Annotated in this window: 24 protein-coding genes and 1 pseudogene; 11 read left to right on the forward strand and 14 right to left on the reverse strand. The window is 72.3% G+C overall.

Annotated elements, in window-relative coordinates; all coding sequences use genetic code 11:
- Window positions 1–92: 92 nt before the first annotated feature.
- The 5 genes and pseudogenes from ABZV06_RS18675 to ABZV06_RS18695 all read right to left on the reverse strand — a co-directional run.
- A pseudogene (locus ABZV06_RS18675) lies at window positions 93–932 on the reverse strand (ABC transporter ATP-binding protein); the annotation flags it as partial.
- Window positions 929–2311, reverse strand: a complete 1383-nt coding sequence (locus ABZV06_RS18680; RefSeq protein WP_355622842.1) for an efflux RND transporter periplasmic adaptor subunit — start codon at window positions 2309–2311, stop codon at window positions 929–931. The gene ABZV06_RS18680 and the pseudogene ABZV06_RS18675, both read right to left, overlap by 4 nt.
- A gap of 85 nt (window positions 2312–2396) precedes the next feature.
- Window positions 2397–3686 (reverse strand): hypothetical protein, encoded by a 1290-nt coding sequence (locus ABZV06_RS18685; RefSeq protein WP_355244974.1) that lies wholly within the window; start codon window positions 3684–3686, stop codon window positions 2397–2399.
- Window positions 3687–3748: 62 nt separating this feature from the next.
- Complete coding sequence (locus tag ABZV06_RS18690) at window positions 3749–4324, reverse strand: WHG domain-containing protein (protein ID WP_355622845.1); 576 nt, start codon at window positions 4322–4324, stop codon at window positions 3749–3751.
- 68 nt (window positions 4325–4392) lie between these two features.
- Complete coding sequence (locus ABZV06_RS18695) at window positions 4393–5313, reverse strand: proline dehydrogenase family protein (RefSeq protein WP_355244968.1); 921 nt, start codon at window positions 5311–5313, stop codon at window positions 4393–4395.
- Between ABZV06_RS18695 and ABZV06_RS18700 the strand changes: the two genes are divergently transcribed.
- From ABZV06_RS18700 to ABZV06_RS18710, 3 genes are read left to right on the forward strand one after another with little or no spacing between them, the layout of a single operon-like run.
- On the forward strand, window positions 5312–5671 hold the full coding sequence (locus ABZV06_RS18700; protein ID WP_355622848.1) for a hypothetical protein: 360 nt from the start codon (window positions 5312–5314) through the stop codon (window positions 5669–5671). The two genes, ABZV06_RS18695 and ABZV06_RS18700, sit on opposite strands and share 2 nt — an antisense overlap.
- A 1-nt stretch (window position 5672) precedes the next feature.
- Complete coding sequence (locus tag ABZV06_RS18705) at window positions 5673–6839, forward strand: glutathionylspermidine synthase family protein (RefSeq protein ID WP_355622851.1); 1167 nt, start codon at window positions 5673–5675, stop codon at window positions 6837–6839.
- Between the two features lie 18 nt (window positions 6840–6857).
- Window positions 6858–7445, forward strand: a complete 588-nt coding sequence (locus ABZV06_RS18710) for a CGNR zinc finger domain-containing protein (protein WP_355244960.1) — start codon at window positions 6858–6860, stop codon at window positions 7443–7445.
- Between the two features lie 30 nt (window positions 7446–7475).
- Here ABZV06_RS18710 and ABZV06_RS18715 read toward each other — a convergent pair whose 3' ends face one another.
- The gene (locus ABZV06_RS18715; protein ID WP_355244958.1) at window positions 7476–8282 is read right to left on the reverse strand and encodes a sugar phosphate isomerase/epimerase; all 807 of its coding nucleotides are present in this window, start codon (window positions 8280–8282) and stop codon (window positions 7476–7478) included.
- A gap of 76 nt (window positions 8283–8358) precedes the next feature.
- Complete coding sequence (locus ABZV06_RS18720) at window positions 8359–9303, reverse strand: Ppx/GppA phosphatase family protein (RefSeq protein WP_355622854.1); 945 nt, start codon at window positions 9301–9303, stop codon at window positions 8359–8361.
- A gap of 80 nt (window positions 9304–9383) precedes the next feature.
- On the opposite strand from ABZV06_RS18720, the gene ABZV06_RS18725 reads away from it, so the two are divergent.
- Window positions 9384–10181, forward strand: a complete 798-nt coding sequence (locus tag ABZV06_RS18725; protein ID WP_355622868.1) for a hypothetical protein — start codon at window positions 9384–9386, stop codon at window positions 10179–10181.
- A gap of 36 nt (window positions 10182–10217) precedes the next feature.
- On the opposite strand, the gene ABZV06_RS18730 is transcribed toward ABZV06_RS18725, so the two are convergent.
- Window positions 10218–10796, reverse strand: coding sequence for a TetR/AcrR family transcriptional regulator (locus ABZV06_RS18730; RefSeq protein ID WP_355622857.1), 579 nt, complete (start codon window positions 10794–10796; stop codon window positions 10218–10220).
- A 205-nt stretch (window positions 10797–11001) separates the two neighbouring features.
- Here ABZV06_RS18730 and ABZV06_RS18735 point away from each other — a divergent pair, with 205 nt between their 5' ends.
- A complete protein-coding gene (locus tag ABZV06_RS18735) occupies window positions 11002–11655 on the forward strand; it encodes an NAD(P)-binding domain-containing protein (protein WP_355244950.1) in 654 nt (217 codons plus the stop codon).
- A gap of 58 nt (window positions 11656–11713) precedes the next feature.
- Here ABZV06_RS18735 and ABZV06_RS18740 read toward each other — a convergent pair whose 3' ends face one another.
- Together ABZV06_RS18740 and ABZV06_RS18745 are read right to left on the reverse strand one after the other, a co-directional pair.
- Window positions 11714–12397, reverse strand: coding sequence for a response regulator transcription factor (locus ABZV06_RS18740; protein ID WP_039906992.1), 684 nt, complete (start codon window positions 12395–12397; stop codon window positions 11714–11716).
- A 23-nt stretch (window positions 12398–12420) separates the two neighbouring features.
- Window positions 12421–13701, reverse strand: a complete 1281-nt coding sequence (locus tag ABZV06_RS18745; protein ID WP_355244947.1) for an ATP-binding protein — start codon at window positions 13699–13701, stop codon at window positions 12421–12423.
- A gap of 203 nt (window positions 13702–13904) precedes the next feature.
- Here ABZV06_RS18745 and phoU point away from each other — a divergent pair, with 203 nt between their 5' ends.
- Window positions 13905–14558: a phosphate signaling complex protein PhoU gene (phoU, locus tag ABZV06_RS18750; protein ID WP_355244945.1), complete on the forward strand. Its 654-nt coding sequence runs from the start codon at window positions 13905–13907 to the stop codon at window positions 14556–14558.
- Window positions 14559–14608: 50 nt separating this feature from the next.
- Here the strand turns inward: phoU and ABZV06_RS18755 are convergent, their stop codons facing one another.
- The gene (locus ABZV06_RS18755) at window positions 14609–15376 is read right to left on the reverse strand and encodes a phosphoglyceromutase (RefSeq protein WP_355244942.1); all 768 of its coding nucleotides are present in this window, start codon (window positions 15374–15376) and stop codon (window positions 14609–14611) included.
- 153 nt (window positions 15377–15529) lie between these two features.
- Here ABZV06_RS18755 and ABZV06_RS18760 point away from each other — a divergent pair, with 153 nt between their 5' ends.
- The gene (locus tag ABZV06_RS18760; protein ID WP_355622860.1) at window positions 15530–16807 is read left to right on the forward strand and encodes an MFS transporter; all 1278 of its coding nucleotides are present in this window, start codon (window positions 15530–15532) and stop codon (window positions 16805–16807) included.
- 77 nt (window positions 16808–16884) lie between these two features.
- Complete coding sequence (locus ABZV06_RS18765) at window positions 16885–18156, forward strand: MFS transporter (RefSeq protein ID WP_355244936.1); 1272 nt, start codon at window positions 16885–16887, stop codon at window positions 18154–18156.
- A gap of 371 nt (window positions 18157–18527) precedes the next feature.
- Here the strand turns inward: ABZV06_RS18765 and ABZV06_RS18770 are convergent, their stop codons facing one another.
- A complete protein-coding gene (locus tag ABZV06_RS18770; protein ID WP_355244933.1) occupies window positions 18528–18911 on the reverse strand; it encodes a hypothetical protein in 384 nt (127 codons plus the stop codon).
- Between the two features lie 55 nt (window positions 18912–18966).
- On the opposite strand from ABZV06_RS18770, the gene ABZV06_RS18775 reads away from it, so the two are divergent.
- The gene (locus ABZV06_RS18775; protein WP_355244930.1) at window positions 18967–19629 is read left to right on the forward strand and encodes a hypothetical protein; all 663 of its coding nucleotides are present in this window, start codon (window positions 18967–18969) and stop codon (window positions 19627–19629) included.
- Between the two features lie 334 nt (window positions 19630–19963).
- Here the strand turns inward: ABZV06_RS18775 and ABZV06_RS18780 are convergent, their stop codons facing one another.
- Window positions 19964–20485 carry a YbjN domain-containing protein gene (locus ABZV06_RS18780; RefSeq protein WP_355244928.1) on the reverse strand — a complete coding sequence of 174 codons (522 nt, stop codon included), beginning with the start codon at window positions 20483–20485 and terminating at the stop codon, window positions 19964–19966.
- Window positions 20486–20540: 55 nt separating this feature from the next.
- Window positions 20541–21905 (reverse strand): D-inositol-3-phosphate glycosyltransferase, encoded by a 1365-nt coding sequence (gene mshA, locus ABZV06_RS18785; RefSeq protein ID WP_355244925.1) that lies wholly within the window; start codon window positions 21903–21905, stop codon window positions 20541–20543.
- Window positions 21906–22110: 205 nt separating this feature from the next.
- On the opposite strand from mshA, the gene ABZV06_RS18790 reads away from it, so the two are divergent.
- Together ABZV06_RS18790 and ABZV06_RS18795 are read left to right on the forward strand one after the other, a co-directional pair.
- Window positions 22111–22875 carry an SDR family oxidoreductase gene (locus ABZV06_RS18790; protein WP_355244923.1) on the forward strand — a complete coding sequence of 255 codons (765 nt, stop codon included), beginning with the start codon at window positions 22111–22113 and terminating at the stop codon, window positions 22873–22875.
- Window positions 22876–22891: 16 nt separating this feature from the next.
- Window positions 22892–23686: a class I SAM-dependent methyltransferase gene (locus ABZV06_RS18795; protein WP_355244920.1), complete on the forward strand. Its 795-nt coding sequence runs from the start codon at window positions 22892–22894 to the stop codon at window positions 23684–23686.
- Window positions 23687–23781: the final 95 nt, after the last annotated feature.

A 23781-nucleotide genomic window follows, 5' to 3' on the forward strand; every position in this document is an offset into this window, starting at 1 on the left:
GGGCCGGGCTCACGCATGTCGGCCTTTGCACGGCGCGGGTCGGGCTCACGCGTGTCGACCTCCGCGCGGTGCGGGTCGGGCTCGTGCGGAAGGCGTCCGGTGGCTCCGGCGGCGCCACCGGAGCCACCGGACGGGTGCCCCGGGCCGTTTCCGGACACGGACCGGGGCTCCGCGCTGGGAGCGGGGACCAGTGTCTCAGGTCGACCGTGGTCGACGGACGGCGGTCGATCATGACGTTCGGCGGCGCTGTCCGCCACCACCACACCGTCGCGCATGGTGATGCGACGCGCGGCCCGCGCCGCCACCTCCTGGTCGTGGGTGACCATCACCAACGCCACACCGGACTCCGCGTTCAACCGCTCCAACAGTTCCAGGACCGCCGCGCCGGTCACACTGTCCAGATTGCCGGTCGGCTCGTCGGCCAGCAGCACGGTCGGCTCGGTGACCAGCGCGCGGGCGATGGCGACCCGCTGCTGCTCGCCACCGGACATCTGGTTGGGCCGGTGGTCCAGCCGGTGCCCGAGACCGACGCGGCCCAGCATGGCCGCAGCCCGCTCCCGGCGCTGCCGGGCCGACATCCCCCGGTAGACCAGCGGCAACGCCACGTTCTCCACCGCCGAGGTACGCGGCAGCAGGTGGAAGGCCTGGAAGACGAAGCCGATCGTCTCGTTGCGCAGGGCGGCCATCTCCGGCGGGGAGAGGGCATTGACGTCCCGCCCGCCGAGCACCAACCGGCCGCCGGTCGGCCGGTCCAGGCCGCCCAGCAGGTGCATGAGCGTGGACTTGCCGGAGCCGGACGGGCCGACCAGCGCCACGTAGTCGCCCGGCTGCACGGTCAACGACACCCCGCGCAGCGCCTCGACCGACACCCCGTCGAGCTGGTACGTGCGGGACACGTCGACAGCCTCGATGGCCGGCGGCGTGTCGCTCACCGGACTTCCTGGCCGTCGCGTACCTGGTCGGTGCCGCGTACCACGATCCGGTCGCCGGCCTGCACCCCGTTGAGGATCTGCACCAGGTCGGCCCCCTGGACACCCACGGTCACGGCCGCCCGGTCGGCCTTTCCGTCGCGGACCACCCAGACGGCGTCCCGGCCGTCGGCCGAGAAGACCGCCGAGGCCGGGACGGTCACCGCGTCGGCGGCCTCGCGTACGCGCAGGTGCACGATCGCGTTCATGCCGGGGCGGGGCGTCGGGGCCGGCTCGTCCTCGGCCAGCTTCCCCGCGCCCAGCGCGAGGCGTACCCGGTAGGTGACGCCACCCTGCGCGGAGCTGGTGGGGAGCACGTCGACCGAACGCACCGTGGCGTCGTAGCTGGCACCGGTGACGGCGTCCAGCTCGACGGTGGCGGTCACGCCGGGCTTGACCAGCAGCACATCGGTCTCGTCCACGTCGGCGAGCAGGCCGAGCTGCCCGGTGTCCACGACGGTCAGCACCGGCGTGCCGGCGGTGACCTGAGCGCCGACCACGACGGCGTCGTCGACCCCGGCCGGCGGGCCGGCCTGTGCGGGAGCCAGCGCGGACGGGTCGATCCCGGCGCCACCGGCCTGCTCCAACAGCCCGGCCAGACCGCCGCTGGCGCCGCCGCCGGCCCGGGTGCCACCCGGCTGCACCACTCCGCCGATCGGGGCGCGCAGGGTCAGCGCGTCGACTGTCGCCTTGGCCAGGTCGTACGCCTGCTGGGCCTGGAGCCGTTGGGCCGCGGACAACGAGCTGACGGCGGAGTTCAGCCCGCTGATCCCCCGCTGCACAGCCCGGACTGCCGCATCGGCGCTGCGCGCGGCGGCGGCGTACTGCCGCTGGGCGGACGTCACCTGGGCCAGCAGCGCGTCCCGTAGCTGCTGGTCGGCGATCTTCTCGGCGGCCTTGCGGGCGGCGTCGAACGCCTCGTCGGCAGCCTTGTCGGTGCCCCGCCGACTGCTGGACAGGTTGCCGGTGGAGACGCCCCGGCCGGCGCGCTTGGCCGCGTCCAGCGCCTCCTTCGCCTGCCGCAGGCGGGCCTGGGCCGACGGGGACGCGACCACGGCGAGCACCTGACCGCGCTTCACCCGTTGTCCAGGCTGGACACGCAGGCTGGCGAGGGTGCCGTCGGCGGGTGCGGTGAGGCTGGCGGCGGCGCGGGCCGTCACCGTCGCCGGAGCGTCGATCACCTCGCTGACCGGGTTACGGGCGGCCGAGGCGAGCGCCACCGGCGGTTGGTCGTCACCGCAGGACGCGGCGGTGGTGGCGGTGAGGACGGCGACGGCGGTCAGGGCGATGAGCAGGCGGGGCCGCGTGGCGCTTGCGGGCCTGAGCAGGTCGGGGCGGCGCACCCATCGATGGTACGGCGCACCGTCACGTCGGCCGTGCCGCACCCGCCGTCCCCGGCAGGCACCCACCCGACGCGGTCTGCGGCCCTCAGGCGGCGGTCGCGCGGATGTACGCCACGCACTCGTCGTGCAGCGTCGACCACTCCTCACCGAACGCCTCGTCGGCGGCGGCGGCGAGCGTCGTGCGGTCGTGCACCACGGCCTTGAAGAAGGTCAGCAGCCGCTCCGGCCCGAACCGGTCGACGAGGTGGCGGACGGCGAGGTAGCCGACGCCGTAGCTGCCGCCGACCCGCTCGGCGGGTGCGTCGTCGGCGGGGGTGACGCCCTCCAACCGGCCGTCCCAGCTGCTCCCGACCAGTTTGCGTACCTCCGCGAGCCCCTCGTACCTGTCGACCGGCTGACCGCCCGAGCCGGCGAACTCGGCCAGCCCCTCGACCAGCCACCAGGTCGTCTTGCCCGGGTATCCGCGCTCGGGCAGTGAGGCGGCGTGGGTCAGCTCGTGCCGGAGCAGGTCGTCGGTGCCGCTGCTGGCCAGCCCGTCGGCGTTGAGCACGACCTCGTGGTGGCCACCGCCCACGGTCACCGCGTAGCCGCCCGTCCACTGTGGGCGCCCACCGCCGTACCAGCGTTGCCACTCGGTACGGCCGGCGTAGAAGATCCGGTAGCGGTCCGGGGGCGAGCCTGTCACGACGTACGTGTCGGCGACCTTGGCCGCGGTCTCGGCCTGGGCCGACAGGGCGGGCAGCTTGCCGCGCAGCGCCGGTGTGGTGGCGACGATGGTCCGCGCGCCCACCTTCACGACCAGGTCGCTGATCTCCCACGGTCGGGTGCCGGTCTCGGCGGACTTGGACTCCTCGACGGCGACCAGTCGGGGCGCGTCACCGTTCTCCCGCCAGCGGGTGCCGATCAGCACCGGGCTCGGCCGGCAGTCGGCCGCCACGAAGCAGTACTGGAAGCGCACCAGCAGCCGCCACTCCCCCGGCCTGCCGACGACCGGCACGGGCAGGCCGCTCGGCTCGGCCCGCCAGACGGTCACCTTGAGGGCCCGCAATGCGGCGAATCGACGCCGCAGGTCGGCGTGCGCGGCCGGGTCGGCGATGGCGAGGAAGGCGGAGCGGTCGCCGCCGAGCAACGCCGCAGACTGCTGCCGGAGCTGCGCGGCCATCCGGTCGGACAGCCCCCGGGCGACGGCGGTGGCCGGGTCGTCGGCGGCGGTGACACCGGCCCGGCTGAGCGTGGCCCGGCCGCCGGCCTCGCGGACGGCACCGACCACCAGCAGCGCCGGAAGGCCACAGCCCAGAACCACGACGACAACGACGAGTACGGTCCACAGCGGCCAGAGCCGCCGCGGTGCTGGCTGCTGCACCCCGTCAGTCACCCGCCGAAGGGTACGACCAAACACCGGATCGGGCGAGGCCGACCCGGGCCGATCGGGTCGGTTCAGGCTCCGCGGGCCGGCCAGGAGCGGAATGCCACGTCCAGGCCGGCGACCATCTGGTGGTACGAGCGGTCGACCTCGCGGGGCAACCCGAAGCCACCGGCGGCCTCCAGGGCGACGAAGCCGTGCAGGGCGCTGCGCACCGCCCGGGTCGCGTCCACCGCGTCGTCGCCGGTGAGCCCGTAGCCGCGCAGCACGGCGAAGATGGCGCCGACCGCGCGTTCACCCGCCTCGACGTGTTCGGGGTCGGACGGGTCGGGCACCCGCTGGGTGGTCGGGTAGCGCCCGGGGTGCCGGCGGGCGTACGACCGGTAGGCGTCCGCCATCGCCCGCAGGGCGTCGCCGCCGGCCCGTCCGGCGGCGGCCGTGGTCAGCTCGGTGGCCAGCTCGGCGGTGGCGAGCGCGGAGAGCTTCTGGCTCAGCGCGTCCGCCCCCCGGATGTGCTTGTAGAGGCTGGGCAGCGCGACACCGAGCCGGCCGGCGAGCGCGGCGAGGGTGAGCTGCTGGTAGCCGACCTCGTCGGCGAGCCGGGCGGCTTCGCGTACCACGGTCTGCTGGTTGAGCCCGGCCCTAGGCACCGGCACACACCCGGCTAGCTGTCATAGCCGAAAAGCTAACTCCGCTAGCCAGGCGCGTCAAGCGACAGTCACTTCTTCGAGACCAGCGCGCGGCCGAAGAAGACCAGGTTCGCCGGGCGCTCGGCGAGCCGACGCATCAGGTAGCCGTACCACTGGTCGCCGTACGGGACGTAGGTGCGCACCGTGTAGCCCTCGCCGGCCAGCCGGGCCTGCTCCTCGGGACGGATGCCGTAGAGCATCTGGAACTCGAAGCGCTCCGGCCCCCGGTCGAACCAGCGGGCCCGGTCCTCGCCGATCGAGATCATCCGCGGGTCGTGCGTCGCCAGCATCGGGTAACCGTCGCCGGACATCAGGATGTTCATGCAGCGGACGTAGGACTTGTCCACCTCGCGGGCCGACTGGTAGGCCACCGACTCCGGCTCCTTGTACGCGCCCTTGCAGAGGCGAACCCGCGACCCGGCCGAGGACAGCTCCCGGCAGTCCGACTCGGTCCGCCGCAGGTACGCCTGGAGCACCGCGCCGGTCGACGGGAAGTCCTTGCGCAGCTTCGCCAGCACCTCCAACGTCGAGTCGGTGGTGGTGTGGTCCTCCATGTCCAGCGTGACAGTGGTGCCCGCCTTGTCGGCGGCCGCGCAGATCGCCCGCACGTTGTCGTACGCCAACTGCTCGTCGAACATCTGGCCCAGCGCGGAGAGCTTCACGCTCACCTCGGCAGCCGGGGTGAGGCCGGCCCCCGAGAGAACCGACAGCAGATTCAGGTACTCGTCCCGGGTGGCCGTGGCCTGTTCGGGGGTGACGGTGTCCTCGCCCAGATGGTCGAGGGTGACTGCCAGACCGTCGTCGACGAGCCCGCGGGTGGCGCGCAGCGCGTCGTCGGTGGCGGCGCCGGCGACGAACCGGCGGACGACGTCCCGGGTGTACGGGGCGGTCGCGACGAGCCGCTCGACCTGGGATGACCGGGAGGCGGCGAGGATGACGGAACGGAGCATGAGCCGAGCGTATCGCCCCTGCCAGGACCCCCGCCCGGCGGCGGCTGGGGCTGCGCTGCTGGCGTCGATCGGCTACAACGATGCCGTGAACCAAAGCCCCCGCCGCCGGCTCCGGTCGGCCTCCGTGCAGCTTGGCGCTCTCACCGCTCTCGCGCTCGCTCTCTCCGGCTGCAACATGACCTCCGACGACGACGATGACGACTGCGCTCTCGGGCCGATCGGTGGCGGTGACACTGTCGCGCTGGCGATGCGGGTGTCCGACCCTGCCACCGCTGGGCGTAGCGCGGGGGAGCCGGCGACCGCCGCCCTGCCCGAGCGCGGCGGGTTCGGCACCCACCTCGCCTCCTGCGGCGGCTGAGGTGCGCCGCGAGTCCATGACGCCCCGAGCCGACTGGGACGCCACGATCCGGGCACAGGGACTGGTCTACGTCGACACCGAGCTGCCCGACGGCGGGATCATGTCGTACTGGGACGAGAGCGCCGCGTACGCCTTCGACCTCGACGAGGTGCTGCGGCTGGAGGAGGCCACCGAAGAGCTGCACCGGATGTCGGTCGCCGCTGCCGAGCACGTGGTGCAGCACCGCCGGTACGCCGAGTTCGGCATCCCGCAATGGGCCGCCGACGCGGTGGCCCGCTCGCTGCGCGAGGCGCCGCCCACCCTCTACGGGCGCTTCGACCTGGCGTACGACGGCACCTGGCCCCCGAAGATGCTGGAGTACAACGCGGACACCCCGACCGCGCTGGTCGAGGCGAGCATCATCCAGTGGTACTGGCTGGAGCAGACCCGCCCCGACCTGGACCAGTGGAACAGCCTGCACGAGCGACTGGTCGGCGCCTGGGCCAAGATCGGCGTCGGGTTGCACGACCCTCGGGTGCACGTGCTCTGGTCGAACGAGGAGGAGTCCGGCGAGGACCACATGACCGCCGGCTACCTCGCCGAGACCGCCCGGCAGGCCGGCCTGGACGTCGAGCTGCAACCCATCCAGCACATCGGCTGGGACGGTCGCCGCTTCGTCGACGCGGCCGACCGCGCGGTGACCACCTGTTTCAAGCTCTACCCCTGGGAGTGGATGCTCGCCGAGCCGTACGGGCCGCCCGCGCTGGCACCGGGCACCCCGACCACCTGGATCGAACCGGCCTGGAAGCTGCTGCTGTCCAACAAGGCGCTGCTCGCGATCCTCTGGGAGCTGTACCCCGGCCACGAGTACCTGCTCCCGGCGTACCTCGACTCACCGCGTGGCATGCCGGAGTACGTGGCCAAGCCCCTGCTCGGCCGGGAGGGCGGCTCGGTACGCATCGTCACCGCCGCCGAGGAGATCACCAACCCGGGGATCTACGGCGACGAGGGCTGGTGCTACCAGGAGTTCCGGGCGCTGCCGCAGTTCGCCGGCAACCGGACGGTGCTGGGCAGCTGGATCGTCGACGGCGAGTCGGCCGGGGTGGGGGTCCGGGAGAGCGCGAGTCTGATCACCGACGGCTACGCGCGGTTCCTGCCGCACTACATCGACGCGCCGCGCGCCCCGTGAGTCGTCTACCGTTGGGGTGTGAACTTCGACGCGTACGCCCGGACCGGCGTTGACCTGGTCAACGCCCGCCTGGACGACCTCGACGACCTGCGGGCCCTCTTTCCCGACGACAACTCCTGGATGCGCGACGAGGTCGCCGACCGGGACGTCGCCATCTTCCGACGGGCACAGAAGCGGTTGCGCGACGTCTTCGAGTACGGCACCTCGGGGCGCGACGCTCAGGCGGTGACCGAGCTGAACGCGCTGCTCGAGGCGTTTCCGGTCCAGCCCCGCATCTCCGGGCACGACTCCAGCGACTGGCACATGCACGTGACCAGCCGCGGCGCGTCGGTCAGTGCCGAATACCTGGCCGGCGCGGTCTGGGGGCTCTCGGTCTGGCTCTGCGAGTACGGCAGCGCCCGCTTCGGGGTCTGCGCCGACGAGCGGTGCGGCAACGTCTACCTGGACACGTCGTCCAACTGCTGCCGGCGGTTCTGCTCGGAGCGCTGCGCCACCCGCTCGCACGTGGCGGCACACCGGGCCCGTAAGCGGGCCGCGATCGGCGAGCAGGCGACGGTCGCCCCGCAGCCGACCTCGACCACCGAGTCGCTGACTCCGGTCAGCTGACGCTCGCCGCCGACGGGTCGGACGTCGAGGTCAGACGTCGACCGGCGACGGCGCGGTCAGGTGCTGGCGGGCGAACTCGAGCGCGGCTCGTAGGTCCGCCTCGCGCACCGCGCGGCTCTTCGCGCCCCGGGTCGCCACCTCGACGGCCACCGCACCGGTGAAACCCCGCCCGGCCAGCGAGGAGAGCAGCTCCCCGCACGGCTGGGTGCCGCGCCCGGGCACCAGGTGCTCGTCGCGGCCCTCGCCGGTGCCGTCGCCCAGGTGCACGTGGGCCAGCCCCGCGCCCATCCGGTCGGCCATCGCGAGGGGGTCGCTGTGCGAGGCCGCGCAGTGTGACAGGTCCAGGGTGTACGACGGGTAGCCGGTGTCGGTGGGATCCCAGCCGGGGACGTACGGGACGAACTGCCGACCCGCCATCCGCACCGGGTACATGTTCTCCACTCCGAAGCGGAGCCCGGGGAACCGGTCCTCGACCGTGGCCAGCCCTTCGGCGAATCCGCGCGCGTAGTCCCGCTGCCAGCTGAACGGTGGATGCACCACCACCGTCGGCGCCTCCAGCGAATCGGCCAACTCGGCGGCCTTGCGCAGCCGCTGCCACGGGTCCGGGCTCCACACCCGCTGGGTGACCAGCAGACAGGGCGCGTGCACCGAGAGCACCGGCACGCCGTAGTGCGCCGACAGGCCGCGCAGCGCGCCCGCGTCCTGGCTCACCACGTCGGTCCAGACCATCACCTCGACGCCGTCGTAGCCGAGCGCCGCGGCCAGTTGGAACGCCGCCGCGGTCGGCTCGGGGAAGACCGACGAGCTGGACAGGAGCACCGGGACGCGGGAAGTCACATCCGCCAGCGTAGCCCGGCTGTCACGGCGTTCTCAGGACGAGCACCGGCAAATCACCGGCGGTCCCGGGACCTGCTCAGATCGGCTCCAGTTGATCGAGCCGGCGGAGGATGACGCCCTCGCGCAGAGCCCAGGGGCAGATGTCCAGCGCATCCAGGTCGAGCCTGCGCATGACCGCCTCGGCGACCACCGCGCCGGCCAGCAGTTGGTGGGCCCGGCCCGCGCCGACCCCCTCCAGCTCCATCATCTGGGCGGGTGTCATGTGCCGGATGAAACCGATGATCTGCCGCAGACCGGCACGGGTCAGCCTGCGGTGCACCCAGAGGCCGGCCCCGGAAGGCGCCGCGCCGGCCAGTCGCGCCAGGGTGCGGAAGGTCTTCGAGGTGGCCACCGCCCGGCCCCAGCCCACCTTCGTGACCTGGTCGACCACCTTGTCCAGCCGGCCGTCCACGTACTCCCTCAGCTTGTCGACGGCCTCCGCCGACGGCGGCGTCGCGCTGGCCGGGTCGAGCAGGAGCCGCTCCCTGGTGAGACGCCCGGCGCCGAGCGGCAGCGAGATCGCCACATCGGGGTCCTCGTCGATGCCGGCGGCGATCTCCAGGGAGCCGCCACCGATGTCGAGCACCAGCAGACGCCCCGCCGACCAGCCGAACCAGCGTCGCACCGCCAGGAACGTCATCCGTGCCTCGTCCGCGCCGGAGAGCACCTCCAGGCGTACGCCGGTCTCGTCGCGGACCCGGGCGAGCACGTCGGCCGCGTTTGTGGCGTCGCGGACGGCGGAGGTGGCGAACGCGATCAGGTCGTCGGCCTCCAGCCCGGTAGCCGCCGCCCTGGCCATGCCGACCGCCTTGACCAGGCTGTCCGCACCCGCCTCGGTCAACGCCCCGTCCGGGCCGACCTGTTCGGCGAGACGGAGGACGACCTTCTCCGAGTGCGCCGGCCAGGGGTGCGCGCCATGGTGCGCGTCGACCACCAGGAGGTGCACCGTGTTGGATCCGACGTCGAGAACACCCAGTCGCATGGTGAAGACCCTAGGTGCAACACGTTCGTGCGGCTCGTCGGCCCAGGGACGGCACCACGCGTACGCTGGTCCGGGTGACGATGGAGCTCCGCGTGCTGGTGGACGACCCGGGCGACCCACGCAGCCGCGAGGTGCCGCTGGACTTTCCCCGGGAGTGGATCGAGTTCGCCGACCCGGCCGACGAGACCCACCTGATCCGGGCCGACCTGACCTGGTTGCTCTCCCGCTGGACGTGCATCTTCGGCCAGGGCTGCCACGGCATCATCGCCGGCCGGGCGGCCGACGGCTGCTGCTCGCACGGGGCGTTCTTCACCGACTCGGACGACGAGAAGCGGGTCCGCAACGCCGTCAAGCGGCTCACCCCGGAGACCTGGCAGCACTTCCGGCGCGGTTTCAAGAACTGGACCGACCAGGACACCATCGACGGCAAGAACCCGGCCCGCCGCACCGCCACCCAGGGTGCCGACGGGCCGTGCGTCTTCCTCAACGACGCCGACTTCTCCGGCGGCGGTGGTTGCGCGCTGCACGCCCAGGCGCTGCGCGACGGGGTCCACCCGCTGGAATACAAGCCGGACGTCTGCTGGCAGCTCCCCATCCGGCGGGACCAGGACTGGGTCACGCGACCGGACAACACCAAGGTGCTGGTCTCCACGTTGTCCGAGTTCGACCGGCGCGGCTGGGGCGCCGGCGGACACGACCTGGACTGGTGGTGCACCTCGTCGACCGACGCGCACGTCGGCACCGAGCCGATGTACCTGTCGTACGGGCCGGAGCTGACCGCGCTGATCGGCGCCGCCGCGTACGAGCGACTGGCCGAACTGTGCGCCGCCCGGGTGCGGCAGGGCCTGGTCGCCCCCCACCCCGCCGACGATCTCTAGCCGACCTGGGCGGCAGTCATCGTCGAGCGCCCGCGATCAGCCGAGGGCGGCGTCGACGAGCAGGCGGGCGCTCTGCCGGGCCGCCTCGGCGATCGCCGGGTCGCCGTCCAGGACCCCGCTGGCGAGCCCGCCGTCGAGCAGCAGGGTGAGCTGCCGCGCGAGCAGTTCCGGATCAGCCGCGCCGGCCCTGCGTGCCAGCTCGGTCACCCAGGCCCGGACGACGGTCTTGTGCTCGACAGTCCGAGCGTGCACCGGACCGCCGGCCGGCGACTCGGCAGCCGTGTTGATGAACGCGCAGCCGTGGTAGCCGTCCCGGCGACAGGCTCCGGTCAGGGCGTCGAACATGCCGACCAGTTGGTCGCGCGGCTCGTCGCCGGCATCCCTGGCCGACGCCCGTAGCGCGCCGAACCAGGCCTGGTCGACCCGGTCGAGGTACGCCAGCACGAGGTCGTCCTTGCGCGGGAAGTGCTTGTAGAGCGTCGCCTTGGCCACGCCCGACTCGGCGATGACCGTGTCCACCCCCACACCGCGCGGTCCGTGCGCGTAGAACAGCCGGAACGCGGTGTCCAGGATCCGGTCCCGGGCCGAGCCGACCGCCGTACGGTTCGTGGACATCGACACTCCCTCGTCGTTGCTGGTGACGGGCACGAGCTTACAGACAGCTCCGTCTACAGACAGCTCCGTCTGCTGCCGCACGTCGTTCCCGCCGCAGGGAGATGCTGCCGCCACCGTCCAAGACGGACAGCAATAGACAGACCTGTCTGTTAGCCTACGGGCAATCGGCGCGAGGCCACCGCGCCCGAGTGGAGGATCGATCGACATGCGCATCGCAGTTCTCGGCACCGGCTCGGTGGGTCAGGCCATCGCGGCCCGCGCCTCGGAGTTGGGCCACCAGGTCACTATCGGCACCCGGGACGTCGCGGCCACCCGGGCGGGCGCGTACGCCGCCTGGGCCGCCGAGCACCCCGGGGTCGGGCTGGCCACCCTGGCCGAGGCCGCCGTCGATGCCGAACTGGTGGTCAACGCCACCAGCGGCACCGGGTCCCTGCCGGCGCTCACCGCGGCCGGCGCGGCGAACCTGGCTGGCAAGGTCCTGCTCGACATCGCCAACCCACTCGACTTCAGCGTCGGTTTCCCGCCCACCCTGACCGTGCCGGACACCGACTCCCTGGCCGAGCGCATCCAGCGGGAGTTCCCGCAGGCCAAGGTCGTCAAGTCACTCAACACGCTCACCGCCGAGCTGATGGTCCGCCCGCGGCAGCTCGCCGACGGAGACCACAGCGTCTTCGTCTCGGGCGACGACGCGGAGGCGAAGCGGATCGTCACCGGGCTGCTCGTGAGCTTCGGGCACACCGACGTGATCGACCTCGGTGACCTCTCGACCGCCCGGGGCACCGAGATGCTGATGCCGCTCTGGCTACGGCTCTACGGCCGGCTCGACACCGCCCTCTTCAACATCAAGGTCGTCCACTGAGCGGACGCCGACAGCCGAAGGGGCCCACGCCGCGCGTGGGCCCCTTCGGGTCGGTCGATCACGGCTCGAACTTGTAGCCCAGACCCCGGACGGTGACGATGAAACGGGGCGCCGACGGCTCCGGCTCGATCTTGGAGCGCAGCCGCTTGACGTGCACGTCGAGCGTCTTGGTGTCACCGACGTAGTCGGCGCCCCAGACCCGGTCGATGAGCTGGCCACGGGTCAGCACCCGGCCCGCGTTGCGCAGCAGCAGCTCCAGCAGCTCGAACTCCTTGAGCGGCAGCTGCACGGCCCCACCCTCGACCGTCACCACGTGCCGCTCGATGTCCATCCGGACCGGTCCGGCGGCCAGCGTCGGTGCGCCCGCCTCGGCGACCTCCGGGCTCTGCCGCCGCAGCACCGCCCGAATCCGGGCGACCAGTTCCCGAGGGGAATACGGCTTGGTGACGTAGTCGTCGGCGCCGATCTCCAGGCCGACCACCTTGTCGATCTCGCTGTCCCGTGCGGTGACCATGATGATCGGTACGGCCGAGCGCTGCCGGAGCTGCCGGCACACCTCGGTCCCCGACATCTCGGGCAACATCAGGTCGAGCAGCACGATGTCGGCGCCGGTCCGGTCGAACTCGGTGAGGGCGTCGGTGCCGGTCGCCGCGACCGAGACCTCGAAACCCTCCTTACGGAGCATGTACGACAGGGCGTCGGAGAACGACTCCTCGTCCTCGACCACCAGAACGCGGCTCAACGGGGATTTCCTTTCCATTGCTGTCAGACCTGCCGAAGCTCGGCCGGACCGGTCTCGATCCCAGCCGGCGGCAGTGTCGCCAGAAGGTCGTCCGGTGGGCTGGCGGGCAACCGGAGGGTGAACGTCGACCCACCACCAAGAGTGCTCGACACCTCCACCCGACCGCCATGGTTGCTCGCGATGTGTTTCACGATGGCCAGGCCGAGCCCGGTGCCACCGGTGGCGCGTGAACGGGCCTGGTCGGCCCGGTAGAACCGCTCGAAGATCCGGTCCACATCCGTCGGAGCGATGCCGATGCCCTGGTCGGAGACCGCGATCTCGACGTGCTCGTCGTCTCCCCGGAGGGTGACCCGCACCGCGGTGTCCTCCCCCGAGTAGTTGATGGCGTTCTCCACCAGGTTCGCCACGGCCGTGGCGAGCTGGCTGTCGCTGCCGTAGGCGGTGAGGCCCCGCTCGCCGTCGACCGTCAGCTCGACGCCCCGGGCGGAAGCCGTGGTGCGGGTACGGTCCACCACCTCGGCGATCACCCAGTCGAGCGCGACCGGTTCCGGTGGCGGCTGCGGCTCGGCGCCCTGGAGCCGGGTCAGCTCCAGCAACTCCTGCACCAGCCGGCCCAGCCGGGTCGACTCGTGCTGGATCCGTTCGGCGAACCGACGGGCGGCGACCAGGTCCTCGGAGAGGTCGGGTGCGGCGGCGTCGGCCGGCTCGGTGGCGTCCAGCAGTGCCTCGGCGAGCAGTTGGAGCGCCCCGATCGGGGTCTTCAACTCATGGCTGACGTTCGCCACGAAGTCGCGCCGCACCCGGGTCAGCCGGTGCGACTCGGTCACGTCGACCGCCTCGACCGCGATGAAGCCGTTCCCGAGAGCCATGGCCCGCAGGTGCACGCCCAGCGGGTTCTCCCCCGCGCTGTCGCGACCACGTGGCAGGTCGAGCTCGATCTCGCGCCGCACGCCGGTGCGTCGCACCTGGCCCGCGAGGGTACGGATCAACGGGTGCGCGGCGATCGAACCCGGAGTGCTCCCGGTGCGCAGGAGGCCCATCGCGCGGGCGGCCGGGTTGATCAGGACCGGGACGTCGTCGTCGCCCAACACCACGACACCGGCCCGGAGCGAGTCGATCGTCCGACGGCCGAGACCGGCCTGCTGCTCGTCGGCTATCGCGGGCCTCCCTGTGCTCCAGCGGGAGCTCGCGCTGCCCGTCGACGTGGAGCGGCCACGTGCCGGCAGGAACCGGGGCAGCAGGAGACCGGCGACCAGTCCGGTCGCCAACGCCACGGCCACCACGACCGCCACCGCCCACTCCACCCGGCGATCGTAGGGTCATTGTTAACCTGGCTACCACACAGAACGGGACGAACCACCCTCACTTTCGGAAGTGTTCACCCCCACGTCTGACGTCGTTCACCGTGGTTCATCCAAGGTCCGTGAACGCGCCCTACCGTTGGCGTCGCACCTGCTCAACCCCTGCGCCGGCAGCCGTCGGCGGCGACCGACCACAGGACGTGATGATGCGCGACGAGTTCCGGGCCGACCTCCAGATCGTCAGCCAACTGCTGGTGGACATGGCAGAGGGCATCCGCGCCGCCATGCGCCAGGCCACCCGGGCCCTGCTCACCGCCGACCGGCAGGCCGCCGAGACGGTCATCGAGCGGGACGCCGAGATCGACGACCTCTACCGACACGTCGAGGAGCGGGTGTGTGACCTGCTCGCCCGACAGGCGCCGGTCGCCTCCGACCTCCGGGCAATGATCACCGCGCTGCACGTGGCCGCTGATCTGGAGCGGATGGGCGATCTCGCCGAGCACGTGGCGAAGACCGCGCTGCGCCGGCACCCCTCCCCCGCCGTCCCGGCCGAGCTGCGGACGGTCTTCACCGAGATGTCCGACATCGCCGACCGGATGGCCGCGAAGATCGGTTCCGTGCTGGCGAAGCCCGACGTGGACCTCGCCGCCGAACTGGACCGCGACGACGACGCCATGGACGAGCTGCACAAGAGCCTGTTCGCGGTGCTGCTCGGCGACGACTGGCCGTACGGGGTGGAGACCGCGATCGACGCCACCCTGCTGGGCCGCTTCTACGAGCGTTTCGCCGACCACGCGGTGAACGCCGGCGAGCACGTGATCTACCTGATCACCGGGGAGAGCAGCCCGGCCACCACCTGAGGCACGCGAAAGGGGCCCCCGCGCGCTGCGGGGGCCCCTTCTGCGTCTGCTCAGCGGCCCTGGTTGGCGACCGCGGCGGCGGCTTCCTTCGCTGCCGTCGGGTCGAGGTAGGTGCCGCCCAGGGTTTGCGGGCGAAGCTGCGGGTCGAGGTCGTAGCGCAGCGGGATGCCGGTCGGAATGTTGAGCTTGGCGATCGCCTCGTCGGAGATCTGGTCGAGGTGCTTCACCAGGGCGCGCAGCGAGTTGCCGTGCGCGGCCACCAGCACCGTCCGGCCGGCCAGGATGTCGGGCACGATCGAGTCGTACCAGTAGGGGAGCATCCGCTGGACGACGTCCTTGAGGCACTCGGTACGCGGCATCAGCTCGGTCGGCAGCAGCGCGTACCGCGGGTCGCCCACCTGCGACCACTCGTCGTCGTCCGCGATCGGCGGCGGCGGGGTGTCGTACGACCGGCGCCAGAGCATGAACTGCTCCTCGCCGTACTCGTCAAGGGTCTGCTTCTTGTCCTTGCCCTGTAGGGCGCCGTAGTGCCGCTCGTTGAGCCGCCACGACCGGCGCACGGCGATCCAGTGCCGGTCGGCGGCGCTGAGCGCCAGCTCGGCGGTGCGGATCGCCCGGCGCATCACGCTGGTGTGGACGACGTCCGGCAGCAGGCCGTGCTCCCGCAGCAGCTCGCCGCCGCGCCGGGCCTCGCCCTCGCCCTTCTCGGTCAGGTCGACGTCCACCCAGCCGGTGAAGAGGTTCTTGGCGTTCCAGTCACTCTCACCGTGCCGCAGCAGGACCAGCGTCCCGACGGTGGGCCCCTCGCTCGCAGTCATGCGGATCATCCTGCCTCAACCCCGCGCCGGACACGCGGGCACCCGTCGTGACGACCACCACGTGATAAAGCGAATGACCTGCGTATCCGGCCGCCACTAGGGTTGTAAGGCGCTGTAGTCACATCGGTCATTACTTGTAAGCGGGGGCACCACGTGCGGACGATGCGGAGCTGGTTCCGGGACACCACCGGCGGCCTACCGAGGACCTTCTGGTACCTGTGGTCGGGCACGCTGATCAACCGGCTCGGCTCGTTCGTGCTCGTGTTCCTCGCCATCTACCTGACCCAGGAACGCGGCTTCTCGCCCTCCCAGGCCGGACTGGTGCTCGGCCTCTGGGGCGTCGGCGGCGCGGTCGGCACCACCGCCGGCGGTGCCCTCGCGGACCGGTGGGGCCGCCGGCCGACGCTGCTCACCGCCCATCTCGGCGCGGCGACCATGATGCTGGCTCTCGGGCTTGCCCGGGACCTCTGGGCGGTCGCGCTGGGCGCGCTGCTGCTCGGCATGTTCGCCGAGGCGGCCCGACCGGCGTTCGGGGCCATGATGATCGACGTGGTGCCGGCGAAGGATCGACTGCGCGCCTTCTCGCTCAACTACTGGGCCATCAACCTGGGCTTCGCCTGCGCCGCCGTCCTCGCCGGCCTCGCCGCGCAGGCTGACTACCTGCTGCTGTTCGTGGTCGACGCGGGCACGATGCTGATCACCGCGCTGATCATCTTCGCCCGGGTGCCGGAGACGCGCCACGGCGGATTCACGGTCGCGGCGACCACGGCTCCGCGTGGCGCCCTGCGCACGATCCTCAGCGACCGGATCTACCTCGGCTTCGTGGCGCTGAACCTGTTCGCCGCGATGGTCTTCCTCCAGCACATCTCGATGCTGCCGATCGCCATGGGCGACTCGGGCCTCAGCCCGGCCACCTACGGCTCGGTCATCGCGCTCAACGGCTTGCTCATCGTCGTCGGCCAACTCTTCGTGCCCCGGCTGATCCGGGGGCGCAACCGCTCGCAGGTGCTCGCCCTCGCCGCCGTGGTGATGGGTGTCGGGTTCGGGCTTACCGCGTTCGCCGGCACCGCCTGGTTCTACGGGCTGACGGTGCTGATCTGGACGGTCGGCGAGATGCTGAACTCGCCGTCGAACTCCACGCTGATCGCCGAACTCTCCCCGGCCGAGCTGCGTGGGCGCTACCAGGGCGTGTTCGGGCTCTCCTGGCAGATCGCCGGCGCGAGCGCGCCGATCCTGGGCGGTCTGGTGCGTGAGCATGTCGGAAACGCCGCGCTGTGGCTCGGCTGCGCCGCGATCGGTGTGCTGACCGCGGTCGCCCACCTGGCCTCAGGCCCCGCCCGGGAGCGACGTGCCGTCGCGCTGCGGCACGCCGCCGAGGTCGCGACGCCGGTCGGTGCTCGCGCGCCGCAGCCCGCCGAGGCGGCGGCCTGAGTCCGGTACGACCCCCGGTTCGCGGCCCGACTACCGTTCGAGGAAACGGTTAACAAACTGAACTGTCGGGAGATCGCATGCACGGCCTGCGGCGCTGGTGGCACGACACCGCCGGTGGACTCCCCGCCACCTTCTGGTACCTCTGGGCCGGCCTGCTGATCAACCGCGCGGGCGCGTTCGCCATGCTCTTCCTCTCGCTCTACCTCACCGACGCCCGAGGTGCCAGCGCGGCGGTGGCCGGCGTCGTCGTCGGGGCGTACGGGGCCGGCGGGGCGGCCGGCGTGCTGTGCGGCGGCGTACTGGCCGACCGGTGGGGTCGCCGGTCGACCCTGCTCGCCGCCCACCTGGCCACCGCCACCCTGATGGTCGCGCTGGCCTTCAGCCGGCCCCTCCTGCTGATCGCGGCGCTCGCCGCGCTGGTCGGCGTCGCACACTCCATGCCCGGCCCGGCCTTCGTGGCGGCGATCGTCGACGCGGTACCCGAGGACCGACGCTCACGCGCGTTCAACCTGGAGTTCTGGGCGTTGAACCTCGGGATGGCGGTCGCCTCGCTGCTCGCCGGGCTGGTAGCCGAGGCGAGCTTCACCGCACTCTTCCTGGTCGACGCGGGCGCCACGTTCACGGCTGCCGTCGTCATCGGCTGGAAGGTTCCGGAGACCCTGCGACCGGCCACCCCTGTCTCGCCGGCCGGGCATCCGACGGCAGTCCGGCCCCGCCGGCCCGGGCTGCTCACGGTCCTCACCGACCGGATCTTCCTGGTCTTCGTCGGGCTCACCTTCGTGCTGGCCGTACTCACCCTGCAGACCTCGACGATCATGCCCCTGGCGATGCGCGCGGACGGACTGGGACCGTCGGCGTACGGCATGGTCGTGGCCCTCGGTGGCGCGCTGATCGTGGTAGGGCAACTGTTCGTGCCCCGCCTGATCGACGGACGCCGCAAGGCCGTCGTACTGGCCGCCTCCACCGCCCTGCTGGCGGTCGGGTTCGGAGTGCTCGCGGTCGCCGACCACCTGGCGGTCTACCTGGGCGCGGCGGTGGTCTGGACGGTCGGCTCGATGCTCGCCGCCCCGCCGAACGCGCAGATCAACGCTGATCTCGCGCCGCCGGACCTACGCGCGCGGTACCAGTCGGTCTTCTACCTGACGTTCCCGGCCGCGGCCTTCGTCGCACCGATGCTCGGCGGGGTCAGTCTGCAGTACCTCGGCGACCGGCACTGGCTGATCGTGGGCGGGCTGGGCCTGCTGGCCGCCGTCGGTCACCTGCTGGCCGGTCCGTCCCGCGAGCGGCACGTCGACGCGCTGCGCCGGGCCGCCGAGCGGGAGCCGGCAGAACGTATCCCGACAAGCTGACCGTCCGACGGCAAAGCGCCCACCATGTCCCGAAGGTCACTGGTGGGCGCTCGCCGGTGGGGCCGGCGGCGGCGGGCAACACTCACCCCCGTAAGCATCGCCCGCTCACGCCGCCGGTCCAAACAGGTGGGCACCGTCCCCCAACGGTTGGTCCACCCGTCCCCTCGCGCCTCGCCTGGTGCGCGGATCTGATCGATCCGCCGCTCCCCCGAACGTTTCCAAACGTGGCGCGGTGCAATAAAGCTAGTTCGGCCAGATTCTGGATTCAACCCAGATGGGCTGTCTCGCCCGTCACAACTGGCGAGTATGCCCAGCTCTGACCCCGGTCTCTGGCAACAGCCGGGTACCCGTCGGGCATTCCCGCAAACACCTCAGCCGTCCTCACGATCGGGTGACTCCGTCCGGAAGAAGTTGCTCGGCCGGCCGTCCCGCATCTGCTCCTGATAGATCAGATTGAGCCGGCGCAGATCAAAGGTGTGGAACCACTCATCCCAGGTGATCTCACGAATCCGGCTGCTTTCCCGGTATCCGGGGATGTTGAAGGTCAACACTCCCGCCCGACCGTCCCGCTCGGTACCCGCGATGGTCGCCGGCTTCGCGCCACGCTCTCGCGCCCACCGCTGGATGACCTCGTGGTTGGCGGTGATCAGGCTCCGCCCCGGCCGCTCGGGCCGGTCGGCGATCGACGCGATCACCTGCGAGCTGCGGACCGACCGACCGCTGCCCCGCCCGGTCCGGATCCCACCGGCCGCCATCCCAGCGCCCGCCGACGCCGTGCTCGTCGCCGGGGTCCGCTTGGCGGGAGCCCTCTTGGCCGTGGCCCGGGCGGCGGTGCTCCTGGCCGTCCGCTTCGCGGGAGCCGCGCGCTTCGTCGTGGCCTGCGTCGCCGACGCGGTCCGCTTGGCGGCCGGCCGGGACGACGCCTTCTTCGCGGGCGCCTTCCGCGCGGGCGCGGTACGGGCCGTCGCGGAGGTCCTGCGTGCCGCCGTCGACTTCGCGGCCGCCGTCCTCTTCGCGGCCGTCGTCCTCTTGGCCGCAGCCGTCTTCTTCGCGGCAGTCGTCTTCTTCGCGGCGGCCGTCTTCTTCGCGGCGGCCGTCTTCTTCGCGGGGGCGCTCTTGTTCGCTGGCGCGGCCTTGGCGCGGCTCGGCACGGCCCTCGCCGCCGACTTCTTCGTCGCGGCGGCCCGACCGGCCGACGCCCTGCTGCCGGTGGCCCGGCCGGCCGGTCCGGTGCTGCGCCGACCCGCGCCACCGGCGTCGGAACGCAACGAGCGCACCAACTGTTTCACCAGGTCGGGCTTGCGCAACGCGGAGATCCCGGAGACCCCGCGCTTACGCAGCTGCCCCCGGATGTCCTCCACTCGCATCCGCGAAATCTCCGACTCGGAGACCCCGGGAGTGGCCGGGCTCTGGTTGCCGGCTTGTCGTCTGGTCCTGGTCGCAGTCCCGCCGCGACCTGAGCTGTTCCGCTGAGCCATGGGACGCTCCGCTCCTCGACACTCCGTCCTCGGCGCGCGGGGGTCCCTGTGCCGCACCGCGCGCCGCGGCATACCCGTCAGGAGCAGTCCGAACCCCCGCGCGTCGCGGCCCGCCGTGACCGCCAGGGGTCGGAGCGGGGGCGCCCGTACCCCAATCGCCCTTTGCTCTGCTTCAACCCAGGCGACGCTCGGAGCCCTCGACTGTTGCCTGGGTTGAAGCAGAGCAAAGGAGACAGGCGGCTGAGGTCGCGGCCGGACAGCGGCGCGCGGCCCCACCACCTCGGGCCCGGAAGCCCGTCTGGTCAAGCCCTCATCGGGAGCGCGGTGTGTCAGGCGGGGTCGCGGGTGGGGCCTGGGCCGGAGGGCTCGAAGAGGTGGGAGAAGGCGGCGAGGTTCGCGGTCGACTCGCCGCGCTTGACGCGCCACTCGTACTCGCGCCGGATCGAGCTGCCGAAGCCGATCTCCAGCATCGTGTCGAAGGACTCGTCGGAGTAGGTGAGCACCGAACCGAGCAGCCGGTCCAGTTCGTCGGCGTCCACGCCGGCCGGGTTGACCCGCCCCGTGAGGTAGACGTCGCCGACGGCGTCGATGGAGAAGGAGACGCCGTACATCCGCGCGTTGCGCTGCAGCAGCCAGGTCCACAGCTCCTCGCGCCGCTCGTCAGGCTGGCGCATGACGAACGCCTCGATCCGCAGCGCGTGCTCGCCGACGATCAGGTTGCAGATCGTCTTGAGCTTGTGGGTGCCCGGCAGGGTGACCGCGTACGAGCCGGGACCGGTCGACTCCCAGGCCAGGTCACGTTCGGCACAGACCGACTCGATGAGGGTCGCAAGATCGCTCTTCGGGCTCACCGGACCCACTCTACGACCGACCCGGTGCACCCACAGCGCCGGCGAGCCCCAGGCGTCACCAGGAGCAGGAGAGCGCCGGGTCGCAGGCCAGGTCGGCGGCGAGCCGGGCCCGACGCGCGGCGATCGCCTCGCCGTAGACGTCGAGCAGACCCGACACCGTACGGTCCCAGGAGAAGTGCCGAGCGTGCTGCGCGGCGCCCCTGGACAGCGTGGCCCGCAGGGCGGCGTCCGGCAGCAGGCGACTCAGCGCGCGGGCCCAGTCCACCGGGTCGTGCCCGTCGATCAGCACCCCGCTGACCTGGTCCCGTACGGCGGTGACCAGGCCGCCGACGGCGGCGGCCAGCACCGGCGTACCGCAGGCCTGAGCCTCGAGGGCCACGAGCCCGAAGGATTCGTTGTGCGACGGCACCGCGACCAGGTCGGCGGCCCGGTACAGGGCCGGCAGGTCGTCCCCGGTACGCGGCGGCAGGAAGACGACCCGGTCGGTGACACCGAGCGTCGCGGCCAGCTCGATCAGGGCGGTCGGCCGGTCCAGGCCGCTACCGCTGGGCCCGCCGCAGATCACCACGGTCACCTCGTCGGCCAGGGCCGGGTCACGCTCGCGCAACGCGGCGACGGCGCGGATCAGCACGTCCGGTGCCTTGAGCGGCTGGATCCGGCCGACGAAGGCCACCACGTACCCGTCGACAGGCAGCCCCAGCCGACGGCGGGCAGCGCGGGCCGCCAGGAAGCGGTCGCCCGGCGCGGGCCGGAACCGGGCCAGGTCGACACCCGGCTGCACGACGGTGACGTTGGCGGGGTCGGCGTCGTACCGCTCGACGAGGTCGCGGGCCTCCACGCGGGTGTTGGCGACCATCTGGTCCGCCTCGGCGACCACCTGCTCCTCGCCGATCACCCGGGCCTTCGGTTCCGGTCGGTCGTCGGCGGCGAGCTGAGCGTTCTTGACCTTCGCGAGGGTGTGCGCGGTGTGCACGAGCGGCACTCCCCACCGCTCCTTGGCCAGCCAGCCGACCTGGCCCGAGAGCCAGTAGTGGGAGTGGATCAGGTCGTAGTGGCCGGGCGGCCGGGACGCCTCGGCCCGCAGCACTCCCGCCGTGAAGGCGCAGAGCTGACCGGGCAGCTCCTCCTTGGTCAGCCCTTCGAGCGGGCCAGACGTGATGTGGCGGACCTGCACGCCGGGGGCCATCTCGACCACCGGGGGAAGGTCGCCCGAGGTGGCCCGGGTGAAGATCTCCACCTCGACGTCGGCCTCGGCGAGCCGCCGGGCGACCTCCAGGATGTATACGTTCATCCCCCCGGCGTCGCCCGTTCCGGGCTGGTGCAGGGGGGATGTGTGTACGGAGAGGGTGGCGATGCGACGGGGACGAGGCCACGGACGGGCACCTCGCTGACGACCAACGCCGGTGTGCAGTTCCGCCACGTCCGCTCCTTCTGCCACGGTTAATGCCGTCACGCACGACCGGCGCTTCTCGGTCAACCTGTACGCCGGATGTCATCTTCCCCATCGGGCTACGGAAATGCGCCGGCGCGGCCGCCCGGCGTGACGGACCTCATCACCGACGCCCACCGATGCGGGCCACACGCCCGGTCGGGATCGGCGGTACGGCCCGGGTGACAATGACCCGATGACCTCTGTCGCCATCGTCACCGGAGCGTCCAGCGGGATCGGCGCGGCCACCGCCCGCCGGCTCGCCGCCGAGGGCTTCCACGTGCTCGCCGCCGCCCGTCGCGCCGACCGCCTCGCCGGTCTCGTCGCCGAGATCGCCGCCGCGGGCGGGCAGGCCACTGCGGTGACCTGCGACGTCACCTCGGACGAGTCGGTGGCCGGGCTCGCCGAGGCCGCCGCGCGGGCACCCGGGCCGGTCACCCTGCTGGTCAACAACGCCGGCGGCGCGCGCGGTCTGGACCCGGTCGAGTCCGGCTCGCTCGACGACTGGCAGTGGATGTACGACGTGAACGTGCTCGGCACGCTGCGGGTCACCCAGGCGCTGCTGCCGGCGCTGGAGGCGTCCGGCTCCGGGACAATAGTGGTGGTCTCCTCCACGGCCGGGCTGACCGTCTACGAGGGCGGCGGCGGCTACACGGCGGCGAAGCACGCCCAGACGGCCATCGCCGGCACGCTCCGGCTGGAGCTGTGCGGCCGACCGCTGCGGGTGATCGAGATCGACCCCGGGATGGTGAAGACCGAGGAGTTCGGGCTGGTCCGCTTCGAGGGGGACGCCGAACGGGCTGCCGCCGTCTACGCCGGCGTGCCCGACCCGCTGGTCGCCGAGGACGTGGCGGACTGCATCGCCTGGTGCGCCACCCGGCCCGAGCACGTCAACATCGACAGGTTGGTGGTCCGGCCACGGGCGCAGGCGGCGCAACACAAGGTCCACCGGGTCTCCTGAGCCGGGCACAGGACCCATGAGCGGGGCTCCACGACGCCGACCGCTCGGCGTGGTCACCCGGGGCACGACCAACCCGAACCGACTCCGCCGGGTGGACAACTGGATCGTGGAAACCTGCGCCGACCGGCTGCGGGGTGCTGACGACCCGCTGGTGGTGGACCTCGGCTACGGCGCCACGCCGGTCACCGCCGTCGAGTTGCGGGCCCGGCTGGCGGCGGGGGTCCGTCCAGACGTACGCCTCGTCGGGCTGGAGATCGACCCGGCGCGGGTGGCCGCCGCGACGCCGGCCGCCGACCCGCCCGGCCTGACCTTCGCCCGAGGTGGCTTCGAGTTGGCCGGGCTCCGGCCGGTGCTGGTCCGCGCGTTCAACGTCCTGCGACAGTACGACGAGAGCCAGGTGACCGACGCCTGGCGCACCATGACCGCCGCGCTCGCCCCGGGTGGGGCGCTCGTCGAGGGCACCTGTGACGAGCTGGGCCGCCTGGCGAGCTGGCTGCTCGTCGACGCGGACGGCCCTCGCACGTTGACCCTGGCCGCGAAGCTGACCACGCTGGAGAGCCCCGCCGAGCTGGCCGAGCGGCTGCCGAAGGCGCTGATCCACCGCAACGTCCCCGGCGAGGCGGTGTACGACCTGATCCAGGCGTTGGAGGACGCCTGGCGGACCGCCGCCCCCTACGCCACGTTCGGTCCCCGCCAACGCTGGGTACGGGCGGTGACCCAGCTCAAGGCTGACGGCTGGCCCGTCCTGTCCACGCCGAAGCGCTGGCGCCAGGGCGAGCTGACCCTCCCCTGGCCCTGCCCCGCGCCCTGACCCGCGCCCTGACCCGCGCCCTGACCCGCGCCCTGACCCGCGCCCTGACCCGCGCCCTGACCCGCGCCCTGACCCGCGCCCTGACCCGCGCCCTG

This window comes from Micromonospora sp. NPDC005172 (genome assembly GCF_040608555.1).
Taxonomy (GTDB): Bacteria; Actinomycetota; Actinomycetes; order Mycobacteriales; family Micromonosporaceae; genus Micromonospora.